A 12,280-nucleotide genomic window follows, 5' to 3' on the forward strand; every position below is an offset into this window, starting at 1 on the left:
GCAAGAAGGAGGGACGATATATGCTTATCTCATTTTTAATAATGCTTCTTTTCCGATTGTGCCAGTCGTAATACCTAAAGCTTCGGCTTCAATCGTTACTGATTCTAGCGGTGCTTCAAGAAGTTGTTCAATCGTTCTTACACCAACCGCACGGCCAGCAATAATTCCTCGATCACCTAATTTCTCATTTAAAAGACCTACATCTAATGCACCACACATAATATATCCTTTATCGCTCATTACAGCTAGCAAATTCGTCTTTGGAAGTTTCACGCTAACTGCAATAAACGTATAATTATCAATTATAATTGGCTCCACATTAACCATAGTTCACACTCCTCTCTTTCTTATCTGTATGACAAGAGAAAAATGAGTGTTACAAGTTAACTAGCCTATAGTTTAACGGAAGATGTATAAGTTATTAACATATCTGTTAACACATCTCTAAGTAGTTCTGGCATATAATATTGTTTGTCAGAAAGTGTGGATAGCTCTGGGTATAAGTAGCCAAATGTAAACATATCAATCGTTCCTACTGTATATATACGATCTAATTCCAGCGATTCCCCGTTAATTAATACATCTTCGAGTAAAATTTTATTCCCGGGAATCGTATCTGGAATGACTTCTACACCAGCGTAAATCATTTTCCCCATCACTTTTCCCCGAAATCCGAATCCTTTCACCTCAAGATTCTCCATATTCGGCTTACGTGCTTTCAAAATAACTTCTCTTAATATCTTTCCTGGAACTTTCAAAGCACACGGATTAATTGGATGTGGACAAATTCTGTGAATATCTCCGCGCGTTACAACACCCTCTTCTAACCCTTCAAGAAGTACACCAGCGTTCACCATGCCAATCTCTGCATTGCACCATGTTTTCAGCGCACTTGCTAACATGTGAGAAAACGGCGTCTCCTGAAACCAATCAACCGGTAATGACTCTTTTAAATGAACGACAGACTCTGCCATTATATGCTCACTTTCTTCCTGCAGTATTTCAATTGTGGATAACGGCTCGCTATAAGCACCTAACCGTTCCGTCTTAATCGCTCTACCGTCTTTTTTCAGCAATTTCTTCGTCTCTATATCCACAGTAAGCTGCACGTGACCAACGTAACGTCCCCACTTTTCACAACAACAAAGTAAAGTATTATTCAGTAGAATACCACGCTCAAATAAATGATGCGTATGTGCTCCTAAAATAACATCTATATCATAATGCTCTGCCATATACTCATCCATACTTTTTCCAAGGTGAGAAAGGACAACCGTAATATGAGCCTCATCTTTCACTTCTTCTAAAATAGACTCTAAATGAATAATGGGATCTTCAATATGCCAATCGAGCATCTGATAAAACTCTGGATAAGCTACCGTTAATCCAATAAAAGCAATGGTAATCCCATCCGTCGTTGTATGCAATTTATAAGGCCTTGCCCATGACGGACGTACCCCTTCTTTTTCAAATAAATTTGCGACAAGTATTTCAAATCCAGCATCATCATAGAGCCGATTTAAATGCTCTTTCGCTAACGTAATGCCTTCATTATTTCCGATCGTTACATAATCATATAACGCCTCATTTAAAAGCTTCGTATTCCCAAGGCCATTTGTCGCTTCCGAAATACTATGAAAACGATCCACATGATCTCCGATATCAACTGTCAAGACGGTCTCTCCCGCTTCCTGTCTTCGCTTTTTCTCCCCTAGAACAAACCGAGAAATTTGCGGCCAATTTTCAAAATGACTATGTATATCGTTTGTATGATAAAGATGGATGATTGTTTCTTTATTTATATTCAGAGAAAAAACCTCCCCTCAGTTCCTTACTGCCATTTACGCTATGCGTACGCAATAATCCTGTAAATACTTTTCGTCTTTTCTTGCTATTTTACATTGTACTCGCATTGTGAGAAAAAGCAAAAGATTGTCCTTTTTATATGAGAAACTTTTGCTAATGCAGGAAAGAATTCCAAATAGTGGAGGGAGGGGTGGATTTGTCAAAAAGTTTAATAGAGAATTCAGTGGGTGGTTGTTCAAGTGGATTTGTCAGTATCTTTATCTTAAACCTAGTCGTTCTCTGTTCTTATAAAATGTTTGGGGTATGTGAGGATTTTCTTTTGTCTTATCTTGTCGACAAATCGATATTCCTTGTCGAAACGTTGATATATTGAAATAATCGCTGATATATTCCGAGTTATGGTCGATATATTTGAAAAATCGCTGATATATTTAACTGAACACCCACCCGGGTACCCTCTCCCAAGCCAAGACAAATCCGCAAAACAAAAAAGCGCCCTGCACAGCAGGGCGCTTTCTTCATACATATATTATCCAGCTTTGCCTCCTAGACCATCATGTCTAAGAACCTTCCGCACTAGAAGATGAAAAGCATCTTCTGTGCGAAAGAATCTTAGCCAACGGGTCTGAACAGTCGGCTCCGCATTTCTATTTAACCAATAGAACCTTCCATCTCAAACTTGATTAGACGGTTCATTTCAACTGCGTATTCCATTGGAAGTTCGCGAGTGAATGGCTCGATGAAGCCCATTACGATCATTTCTGTAGCTTCTTGCTCAGAAATACCGCGGCTCATTAGGTAGAATAATTGTTCTTCTGATACTTTAGATACTTTCGCTTCGTGCTCAAGTGAAACGTAATCGTTTTTGATTTCGTTGTAAGGAATTGTATCAGATGTAGATTGGTTATCCATGATTAACGTGTCACACTCGATGTTAGAGCGAGAGTTTTTCGCTTTTGGTCCGAAGTGTACGATACCACGGTAAGTTACTTTACCACCATGCTTCGCAATCGATTTAGAAACGATTGTTGAAGACGTGTTTGGTGCTAAGTGAATCATTTTCGCACCAGCATCTTGGTGTTGGCCTTTACCGGCAATCGCGATAGATAATGTTAAACCACGAGCGCCTTCGCCTTTTAAGATAACTGCTGGGTATTTCATCGTTAATTTAGATCCGATGTTACCGTCAATCCACTCCATCGTTGCGTTTTCTTCACAAACCGCACGTTTTGTAACTAGGTTGTATACGTTGTTCGCCCAGTTTTGGATTGTTGTATAACGGCAATATGCATCTTTTTTAATGATGATTTCTACTACCGCACTGTGAAGTGAGTTAGTCGTGTAAACAGGTGCTGTACAACCTTCTACGTAGTGTACGTGTGCGCCTTCGTCTACGATGATAAGCGTACGCTCGAATTGTCCCATATTTTCAGAGTTAATACGGAAATACGCTTGAAGTGGTGTATCAACTTTAACACCTTTTGGAACGTAGATGAATGATCCACCAGACCAAACTGCAGAGTTTAATGCAGAGAATTTGTTGTCTGTTGGTGGGATTACTTTTCCGAAATGTTCACGGAAAATATCTTCGTTCTCTTTTAATGCGCTATCTGTATCTTTGAAGACGATTCCTAGAGCTTCTAGGTCTTCTTTCATGTTGTGGTATACAACTTCAGATTCGTACTGTGCAGATACACCAGCTAAATATTTTTGCTCAGCTTCTGGAATACCTAATTTATCAAATGTTGCTTTAATTTCATCAGGTACTTCATCCCAAGACTTCTCAGATTTCTCAGATGGTTTTACGTAGTACGTAATTTCATCGAAATCTAAGTCGTTTAAGTCGCCGCCCCATTGTGGCATTGGCATTTCGTAGAACTTATCCAGTGATTTTAAACGGAAGTCTAACATCCACTGTGGTTCTTCTTTCATACGTGAAATTTCTTCAACGATTTCTTTTGTTAAACCGCGTCCAGCACGGAAAATCGAAACGTCTTTGTCTTTGAAACCATATTTATAATCGCCGATATCTGGCAGTTGCTTCGCCATGTTGGTGTGTCCCTCCTTAGATAACCTCGTTTTTAGGAACCTTTAACATTACTTCTCTTCGTTTAAGCCCTTTTCTAACGCTTTCCACGCTAATGTTGCACATTTAATACGTGCAGGGAACTTGCATACGCCTTGTAATGCTTCAATATCTCCTAAATCGATGCTGTCATCGTACTCTTTTCCTAGCATCATGTCAGAGAAAATTTTAGAAAGCTGAAGTGCCTCTTCAATTTTCTTACCTTTTACTGCTTGTGTCATCATGGAAGCTGAAGACATTGAGATAGAACATCCTTCTCCTTCAAACTTCGCTTCTTGCACAATACCTTCTTCTACTTTCATCGTAAGTTGAATACGATCGCCGCAAGTTGGATTGTTCAAGTTTACTGTAACACTATCTTCTAGCACGCCATTGTTACGAGGATTCTTATAATGATCCATAATAACTTGACGATATAACGTATCTAAATTATTAAATGACATTTGTGAAATACTCCTTTGTCTTGATTAGCGATTCAACAAATGTATCAATTTCTTCTTTTGTATTATATAAATAGAAGCTCGCACGTGCTGTTGAAGAAGCTTTTAGCCACTTCATAAGCGGTTGTGCACAGTGGTGTCCTGCGCGAACCGCAATACCTTCTACATCTAATACTGTCGCTACATCGTGAGGATGTACGTCTTCAATATTAAATGTAACAAGACCAGCGCGATGCTTTGGACCATAAATTGTAACGCCATCTACTTCTGATAGTCTTTCTAAAGCATATTGCGCTAATTCATGTTCATGCTTTTCAATATTATGAAGACCGATTTCTTCTAGGAAATCAATTGCCGCACCAAGTCCGATTGCATTACCGATAATCGGTGTACCTGCTTCGAACTTCCACGGAAGCTCTTTCCACGTAGATTCTTGTAAATCTACGAAATCAATCATTTCACCGCCAAATTCAATTGGCTCCATATTGTTCAGCAATTCTTTTTTACCATATAATACGCCGATGCCTGTAGGTCCACACATCTTATGAGCAGATAATGCGTAGAAATCACAGTTCAAATCTTGTACATCCACTTTCATATGAGGTGTACTTTGTGCACCGTCAACGACCATAATTGCGCCATTTTCGTGTGCGATTGCTCCGATTTCTTTTACAGGGTTAATCGTTCCAAGCACGTTTGAAACTTGCATAATAGAAACGATTTTTGTATTCGGTGTAACTGTTTGACGAACATCTTCTAAAGAAATTGTACCGTCTGGTTGAAGCGGAAGGTATTTTAAAGTTGCACCAGTTTTCTTCGCAACTTGTTGCCACGGAATGATGTTACTATGGTGCTCCATGTAAGAAATAACGATCTCATCGCCTTCTTTTACATTTTCAAGACCATAGCTAGCCGCTACTGTATTTAATGCAGTTGTCGTTCCGCGCGTGAAAATAATCTCTTCCATTGATTTCGCGTTAATAAACTTACGAACTTTCTCGCGTGCACCTTCATACGCGTCAGTAGCTTTCGTACCGAGCGTATGAACACCGCGATGCACGTTAGAATTATATTCTTTATAGTAACGTTCTAACGTTTCAATGACTTGAATTGGTTTTTGAGAAGTTGCTGCACTATCGAAATAAACAAGTTGTTTGCCGTTCACTTTTTGATCAAGAATTGGAAACTGTTTGCGTATTTCATGAATATTCATTAGCGAACTTTCCTTTCAATTACCTCAACAAGCTGTGCCTTTACTCCTTCAATTGGAAGCTCATTAACTACAGGTGCTAAGAATCCATGGATGACTAAACGTTCTGCTTCGCGTTTTGGAATACCACGGCTCATCAAGTAGTATAGTTGGATTGGATCTACGCGACCTACTGAAGCTGCGTGACCTGCCATTACATCATCTTCGTCGATTAAAAGAATTGGGTTTGCATCACCGCGTGCTTTTTCATCTAACATAAGAACGCGAGAAGATTGTTGTGCATTTGATTTAGATGCACCGTGTTCAATTTTACCAATTCCGTTAAAGATAGATGTTGCACTATCTTTTTGTACACCGTGTTTTAAAATCCAACCTTCAGAATGTTTACCGAAGTGAACAACTTTAGTTGTAAAGTTTTGTGTTTGGTTACCACGGCCAATTGTTACTGTTTTCGTATCAGCATATGAACCGTCGCCCATTAAGTTTGTAACGTTCTCTGAAATTGTGTTTCCGTCATTCATAAGGCCTAGAGCCCAATCAATGCGGCCGTCGCGTCCTACAACGCCGCGGCGGTTAACGTAAGTTGTTACGTCTTTTGCTAATAGATCAACCGCACCGAATTTCACTTGTGCGCCTTGTTCCACGATTACTTCTGCTACGATATTTGCAATACCTTTAGCATTTTCATTTGCAACGTAGTTTTCTACATAAGTTGCAGTACTGTTCGCATCAGCTACGAATAATACGTGGTTATATACGTTAGCTTCTTCGCCGTCTACTAAGAATACAGCTTGAAGTGGAGTTTCAAGAACAACGTTTTTCGGAACATATATGAATGCACCGCCGTTGATTAATGCAGCATGAAGTGCAGTTAGACGATGCTCGTCTACTTTCACGCCGTCTTTCATTAAGTACTTTTGTACTAGTTCAGCATGCTCAGTTGCTGCTGTTACGATGTCTGTAAAAATAACACCTTTTTCTTTTGCTTCGTCTGCTAAAGAAACGAATGCAGTTGTACCAGTACGTTGCACTAATACGCTGTTATTTTCATCGATTAAGTTTTTCACTGCTTCTGGAAGTTCAGTTAAAGAACTTACAGGCTCTTGCTTAGCAGCGTCGCCTTTTCCGATAAAGTCCCATTTGTCAATTTTCGTTTTATCAGGCGTTGGCATTGGAAGTTCAGTTGCTTGTGCAAGAGCTTGTAAGCGGAACTCAGTCAACCAAGCAGCTTCGTTTACTTCGCTTGCGCGTTGACGGATTGTTTCTTGATCGAAAGGTAATGTACCGATTGTCATGTTTATGCTCCTCTCTTACGCTTCTTGCTCTGTTGTTTCGTCTTCAATACCTAATTCTTTTTTAATCCAGTCGTAACCTTCAGCTTCTAGACGTTGTGCAAGCTCAGGGCCACCAGATTTAACGATACGACCGTTCATCATAACGTGAACGAAGTCTGGAGTGATGTAGTTTAATAAACGTTGGTAATGCGTAATCATTAGGCAACCGAACTCTTCGCCGCGCATTTCGTTAATACCTTTAGATACAACTTTTAATGCATCGATATCAAGACCTGAGTCGATTTCATCTAAGATTGCGATTTTTGGCTCAATCATCATTAATTGAAGAATTTCGTTACGTTTTTTCTCTCCACCAGAGAAACCTTCGTTTAAGTAACGTTGTGCCATTTCTGGATCCATTTCTAGGAATTCCATGTTTTTATCTAATGTACGGATAAATTTCATAAGAGAAATTTCATCGCCTTCTTCACGACGTGCGTTAATTGCAGAACGTAAGAAGTCAGCGTTTGTTACTCCGCTAATTTCACTTGGATATTGCATTGCTAGGAATAGACCCGCTTGTGCGCGCTCATCTACTTCCATTTCTAATACATCTTCACCGTCGATGATGATGCTACCTTCTGTTACTTCATACTTTGGGTGACCCATAATTGCAGAAGATAAAGTTGATTTACCTGTTCCGTTAGGTCCCATAATTGCGTGGATTTCTCCACCTTTTACTTCAAGGTTTACACCCTTTAAAATTTCTTTGCCATCAATTGATACGTGTAAGTCTTTAACCGTTAATGTAGAACCAGCCATCTCAATACCTCCATTAATCCTATATATACATTTTAAAAATTCCTAAAACGTTCATATTCTCATTTTATTCTCATTCTAATTTTATATCAAATAAAATGATATCGCAAACGACGAAAAAAAGTAACCGTTTTTTCACAAATGTATATAAGTATTTCCTTTGCATCTTTCTATGATACACCTTTCTTCTTATTTATATAAAGAAAAAAGGACTGGTAATTTTCCAATCCTTTCCTTATAATTATTCACTTACCGGAAGTACAGCACCTTTATATTCTTTATTAATAAAATCTTGAATTTCTTTTGAATGTAGCACTTCTACTAGCTCTTTAATTTCTTTTTTCTTCTCATCACCTTTACGAACTGCAATGATGTTTGCATATGGAGAGTCTGCTCCTTCAATCGCAATTGCATCCTTTGTTGGATTTAATTTTGCATCAATTGCATAGTTTGAATTAATAAATAAAGCATCACCTTCATTATTTTCATACAGCTTTGGTGACAATCCAGGCTCTACATCTGTTTTAAACTTTAAGTTTTTCGGATTTTCGACTACATCTTTTACTGTTGCCTTAACAACATCTACGCCATCTTTTAGTTTAATAACTCCTCCTTTTTGTAATAATGCGAGCATACGGCCACGCTCCGCTACGTTATTACTCATAATTACTGTTCCGCCATCTGGTAAGTCTTTTAAGCTTTTATATTTCTTAGAATAAATACCCATCGGCTCTAAATGGATTTTTCCTGCGTTTACAATTTTATATCCCTTTTCTTGAATTTCTTTATCTAAGTATGGAATATGCTGGAAGTAGTTCGCATCAATTTCTTTATCCGCTAACGCTTTATTTGGCAGTACATAATCCTGGAACTTTTTAATCTCTAACTTAATGCCTTTTTTCTCTAATATTGGCTGTGCCTTCTCTAGAATAACAGCGTGCGGCACGTTAGAGGCTCCAACAACAAGCTTATTCTCTTCTTTTCCTCCGCAAGCAGCTAATGTAAATACAGACAGCGCTGTAACAACTGACAATAGAATCTTTTTCATATGATGTCCCCTTCTCCCCTATAGTTATGTAGTTATAAAAAAGGCTGGCATACACCAGCCTTTTCAGCAATTATTCTTTTACAGGAACAACTGCCCCTTTATATTCTTTATTAATAAAGTCTTCGATTTCTTTAGAATGCAATACTTCTACAAGCTCTTTAATCTCTTTTTTATCTTTATCACCTTTACGAACCACTAATACGTTTGCGTACGGTGAATCATCACCTTCAATTGCAATTGCATCTTTTTCTGGATTTAATTTCGCATCAATTGCATAGTTTGAGTTAATTAAAACAGCGTCGCCTTCTTTATTGTTATACACTTGTGGTAACAAACCTGGCTCAATATCCGTTTTGAACTTTAAGTTTTTCGGGTTATCTGCAATATCTTTTGGAGTTGCACTAACTGGATCTACTCCGTCTTTAATTTTTAAAATGCCTTCTTTTTGTAAAATTGCTAAACCACGTCCATGGTCAGTAACGGAATTACTCATAATAATTGTCGCCCCGTCTGGAAGTTCTTTTAAGCTCTTATATTTTTGAGAGTATACACCAATTGGTTCAATATGAATTTTCCCTGCTATTTCAAAATCATATTTTTTATCTTTAATTTCTTTTTCTAAATACGGAATGTGCTGGAAGTAGTTTGCATCTAAATCCTTATCCGCTAACGATTTATTTGGCAACACGTAATCTTGGAATTTTTTCACTTCTAATTCAATTCCTTTTTTCTCAAGTAACGGTTTTGCTTTTTCTAAAATTTCAGCATGCGGTACGTTAGAAGCACCAACAACAAGTTTCTTTTCATCTTTATCTTTCCCGCCACAAGCAGCTAACCCAAAAATTGAAGTTGAAATAAGTGCCGTAAGTAATAATTTTTTCATTTAAAATATCCTCCCGTTTTTATTATCGTTTATCTATTCGAGTCGTTAAACTATCACCAATCCACTGGATTAAAAATACAACTAGTAATACACAAATTGTCGCAACGATTGTTACATCGTTATTCCCTCTCTGGAATCCTTCTAAATAAGCAAGTGTTCCAAGGCCACCAGCACCAACAACTCCCGCCATTGCTGTATAGCCTACTAAAGCAATTGTCGTAACCGTAATACCAGATACTAATGCTGGTAATGATTCTGGAATTAACACTTTCAAAATAATTGTGCTTGTTTTTGCTCCCATTGCTTTTGAAGCTTCAATTACACCTTTATCAATTTCGCGAAGTGCAATTTCAACCATTCTCGCATAGAATGGTGCCGCTCCAATAATTAAAGCCGGCAAAGCTGCACTTGCTCCAAGAATTGTTCCAAGAAGAATCTTTGTGAATGGGATTAATAAAATAATTAAAATGATGAACGGTATAGAGCGGAATATATTTACGAATGCTCCAATCACCGTATTAATTGATTTGTTTTCCCATAAATTATCTTTCGCTGTCATGAAGAGTAACAATCCTAAAATTAGTCCTAAAACAAATGTCGCAAGAGCTGCGATTGCCGTCATATATAATGTTTCACCAGTTGCTTCTAACATTTGATTCCAATCAACATTTGCGAGTAACTTATCCATGTGCAATCACCTCCAGCTCTACTTGATCTTGATGAATTCCTTCTATTGCTTGCTGGATCGCTGTTTCCTCACCATTTAAATGAACAACTAAACTACCGTAAGAACCGTTATTCGTTTGTGCAATATTTCCTTGTAAAATGCTAACTTCTATATCACTGCGTTGCATTAATCGTTGAAGCACTGGTCTTTCTACAGCCTCACCGATAAACTGCAAACGAATTACTTTTCCATCTGGATATTTTTCAATTAAACTTTCAATTGTTTCATTTGTATCTTCAGAATCTGTTAACTGCTGTACAAATCGTTTCGTAATATCTTGCTTCGGATTACGGAATACATCAAGTACTGGACCTGTTTCTACAATCTTTCCTCTCTCCATTACCGCTACTCGGTTACATATCTTTCGAATCACGTGCATCTCATGTGTAATGAGTACAATTGTTAAACCAAGGCGCTTATTAATGTCTAATAGTAAATCCAAAATTTGATCTGTCGTTTCTGGATCAAGAGCTGACGTTGCTTCATCACATAAAAGCACTTGTGGATTGTTAGCTAAAGCTCTTGCAATCCCGACGCGTTGCTTTTGTCCTCCGCTCAGCTGAGATGGGTACGCGTCTCCTCTCCCTTCTAATCCAACGAGATGAATTAATTCATCAACACGTTTTCTTCTCTGCGCTTTATCAACACCTGCAATTTCAAGTGGAAACTCTATATTTTCACGTACAGTTCGTGACCAAAGTAAGTTGAAGTGCTGAAAAATCATTCCGATTTCTTGCCTTGCCTTACGAAGTTCACTTCCTGTAATTGCTGATATAACACGATTCGCAATTGTAATTTGGCCAGAAGTCGGTTTCTCTAACTGATTAAACAATCTGATTAAAGAACTTTTTCCAGCGCCACTATATCCGATAACACCAAAGATTTCACCTTTGTCTATTTTTAAATTGGCGTTATCTACAGCAGTGACATCACCGCTTTTCGCCTTATATATTTTCTTTACGTTCTCTAATAGAATCATGATGTTCACCCCTTTTTTAAATAAAAAGCGCAAGCGGCTCGTTTAGAACAAGAGGACGCCCGAATCCCTGACGTAGAGACGCTTTTTGCCTCATACGAAGGGATGAAACGACCGACTGTTCTAGCCGCTGGAGCTAGATTTCATAAAGATTTTAGGTCGACTCCGCAATTTTTTATGTTTAATGTGTGTAGTCCACCGTTATCACTACCCTTATTATTTGAATGTCCTCCACATTCAAACAATAAAAAAACCTTTCTGCTTTAGAGAAGCAGAAAGGTTTATATGCGTATATAACAACATTATCCCTCTCTCTCATCTCTCAAAGCATTCGCTTTGCAGGAATTGGCACCATTTCAACATAAGTTGACGGTTGCCGGGCTTCACAGGGCACAGTCCCTCCACCTCTCTTGATAAGAGAAATCAGATTCAATTTTCGTCTGATTTGAAATTTATTAAATTGTCTATATTTTATGACTTGAATTGTATCAATATACACTCACCATGTCAACAGAAATTTTCGCAAAAAATGAAACTTCAGAATTTTAAGCACCTACTGACATCGGTTTACATATATGAAACATCGATTCCACTAATAACATCGTTCGATACGTTCCCGAATATTGTACACGTCCATCGTTCATTAACATTTGCAATCGTACATTTCCATTCACCAATTGTTCTATATCCTTTTCATCTAAGCAAATGATTTGTTCCGTTCCTCTTTCCTCATGTACCAGCTCTATATAATCTCTTGAAATTTGTAACGAACAACTTTCATCTCCAAAACGAAAATTAACAGTTTTTTCCTCTTGTCTTAAAAGCGGTTCTAAATGATATTGACCATTAGCGTAATTTACAAATGATTGAAGCAAAGAATATAATCTCATCCTAAATCACATCCTTCATATCACTTTCTATTACATACCATTCCCTCTCACTAAAGAGCAATCCTGTTATTTTCGCTCGACAAATACTGTATCCACCCTGCATCTCGACATATTTCCCAAG

The 12,280-nt window shown here is 38.0% G+C and carries 12 protein-coding genes and 1 riboswitch; all 12 genes read right to left on the minus strand.

From position 1 onward, the window contains the following. Positions 1–24: 24 nt before the first annotated feature. The 12 genes from MHB52_RS25735 to MHB52_RS25790 all read right to left on the minus strand — a co-directional run bounded on the left by MHB52_RS25735 (position 25) and on the right by MHB52_RS25790 (position 12,159). The gene (locus MHB52_RS25735) at positions 25–327 is read right to left on the minus strand and encodes a YunC family protein (protein WP_016118834.1); all 303 of its coding nucleotides are present in this window, start codon (positions 325–327) and stop codon (positions 25–27) included. A gap of 65 nt (positions 328–392) precedes the next feature. Further along, positions 393–1,808, minus strand: coding sequence for a bifunctional metallophosphatase/5'-nucleotidase (locus tag MHB52_RS25740; RefSeq protein ID WP_227414888.1), 1,416 nt, complete (start codon positions 1,806–1,808; stop codon positions 393–395). Positions 1,809–2,457: 649 nt separating this feature from the next. Further along, positions 2,458–3,855, minus strand: a complete 1,398-nt coding sequence (gene sufB / locus MHB52_RS25745) for a Fe-S cluster assembly protein SufB (protein WP_001118827.1) — start codon at positions 3,853–3,855, stop codon at positions 2,458–2,460. 48 nt (positions 3,856–3,903) lie between these two features. Next, positions 3,904–4,335, minus strand: a complete 432-nt coding sequence (gene sufU, locus MHB52_RS25750) for a Fe-S cluster assembly sulfur transfer protein SufU (protein ID WP_000009526.1) — start codon at positions 4,333–4,335, stop codon at positions 3,904–3,906. Beyond that, complete coding sequence (sufS, locus tag MHB52_RS25755; RefSeq protein WP_001020769.1) at positions 4,325–5,545, minus strand: cysteine desulfurase SufS; 1,221 nt, start codon at positions 5,543–5,545, stop codon at positions 4,325–4,327. Before sufS ends, sufU begins: the two co-directional genes overlap by 11 nt. Beyond that, entirely contained in the window at positions 5,545–6,837 is a 1,293-nt protein-coding gene (gene sufD, locus MHB52_RS25760) for a Fe-S cluster assembly protein SufD (RefSeq protein WP_000152164.1), read from the minus strand. The genes sufS and sufD overlap by 1 nt, the downstream gene beginning before the upstream one ends. A 15-nt stretch (positions 6,838–6,852) precedes the next feature. Beyond that, a complete protein-coding gene (sufC, locus tag MHB52_RS25765) occupies positions 6,853–7,638 on the minus strand; it encodes a Fe-S cluster assembly ATPase SufC (RefSeq protein ID WP_000929160.1) in 786 nt (261 codons plus the stop codon). A 238-nt stretch (positions 7,639–7,876) separates the two neighbouring features. Beyond that, a complete protein-coding gene (gene metQ, locus MHB52_RS25770) occupies positions 7,877–8,683 on the minus strand; it encodes a methionine ABC transporter substrate-binding lipoprotein MetQ (protein WP_000722399.1) in 807 nt (268 codons plus the stop codon). 70 nt (positions 8,684–8,753) lie between these two features. Beyond that, a complete protein-coding gene (metQ, locus tag MHB52_RS25775) occupies positions 8,754–9,566 on the minus strand; it encodes a methionine ABC transporter substrate-binding lipoprotein MetQ (RefSeq protein ID WP_061663182.1) in 813 nt (270 codons plus the stop codon). Between the two features lie 22 nt (positions 9,567–9,588). Next, positions 9,589–10,254: a methionine ABC transporter permease gene (locus tag MHB52_RS25780; protein ID WP_000359401.1), complete on the minus strand. Its 666-nt coding sequence runs from the start codon at positions 10,252–10,254 to the stop codon at positions 9,589–9,591. Next, on the minus strand, positions 10,247–11,272 hold the full coding sequence (locus MHB52_RS25785; protein ID WP_000601767.1) for a methionine ABC transporter ATP-binding protein: 1,026 nt from the start codon (positions 11,270–11,272) through the stop codon (positions 10,247–10,249). Before MHB52_RS25785 ends, MHB52_RS25780 begins: the two co-directional genes overlap by 8 nt. 309 nt (positions 11,273–11,581) lie before the next feature. Further along, a riboswitch (SAM riboswitch) is annotated at positions 11,582–11,689 on the minus strand. A gap of 125 nt (positions 11,690–11,814) precedes the next feature. Then, entirely contained in the window at positions 11,815–12,159 is a 345-nt protein-coding gene (locus MHB52_RS25790; RefSeq protein WP_001242139.1) for a hypothetical protein, read from the minus strand. Positions 12,160–12,280: the final 121 nt, after the last annotated feature.

The sequence above is a fragment of the Bacillus sp. FSL K6-0073 genome (genome assembly GCF_038006085.1).
In the GTDB taxonomy this organism is placed as follows: Bacteria; Bacillota; Bacilli; order Bacillales; family Bacillaceae_G; genus Bacillus_A; species Bacillus_A cereus.

What these genes read in the sequence shown, in the direction of transcription:
- MHB52_RS25735 (WP_016118834.1), bottom strand. Translation starts at nt 327, where the DNA reads ATGGTTAATGTGGAGCCAATTATAATTGATAATTATACGTTTATTGCA.
- sufB (WP_001118827.1), bottom strand. Translation starts at nt 3,855, where the DNA reads ATGGCGAAGCAACTGCCAGATATCGGCGATTATAAATATGGTTTCAAA.
- sufU (WP_000009526.1), bottom strand. Translation starts at nt 4,335, where the DNA reads ATGTCATTTAATAATTTAGATACGTTATATCGTCAAGTTATTATGGAT.
- sufS (WP_001020769.1), bottom strand. Translation starts at nt 5,545, where the DNA reads ATGAATATTCATGAAATACGCAAACAGTTTCCAATTCTTGATCAAAAA.
- sufD (WP_000152164.1), bottom strand. Translation starts at nt 6,837, where the DNA reads ATGACAATCGGTACATTACCTTTCGATCAAGAAACAATCCGTCAACGC.
- sufC (WP_000929160.1), bottom strand. Translation starts at nt 7,638, where the DNA reads ATGGCTGGTTCTACATTAACGGTTAAAGACTTACACGTATCAATTGAT.
- metQ (WP_000722399.1), bottom strand. Translation starts at nt 8,683, where the DNA reads ATGAAAAAGATTCTATTGTCAGTTGTTACAGCGCTGTCTGTATTTACA.
- metQ (WP_061663182.1), bottom strand. Translation starts at nt 9,566, where the DNA reads ATGAAAAAATTATTACTTACGGCACTTATTTCAACTTCAATTTTTGGG.
- MHB52_RS25780 (WP_000359401.1), bottom strand. Translation starts at nt 10,254, where the DNA reads ATGGATAAGTTACTCGCAAATGTTGATTGGAATCAAATGTTAGAAGCA.
- MHB52_RS25785 (WP_000601767.1), bottom strand. Translation starts at nt 11,272, where the DNA reads ATGATTCTATTAGAGAACGTAAAGAAAATATATAAGGCGAAAAGCGGT.
- MHB52_RS25790 (WP_001242139.1), bottom strand. Translation starts at nt 12,159, where the DNA reads ATGAGATTATATTCTTTGCTTCAATCATTTGTAAATTACGCTAATGGT.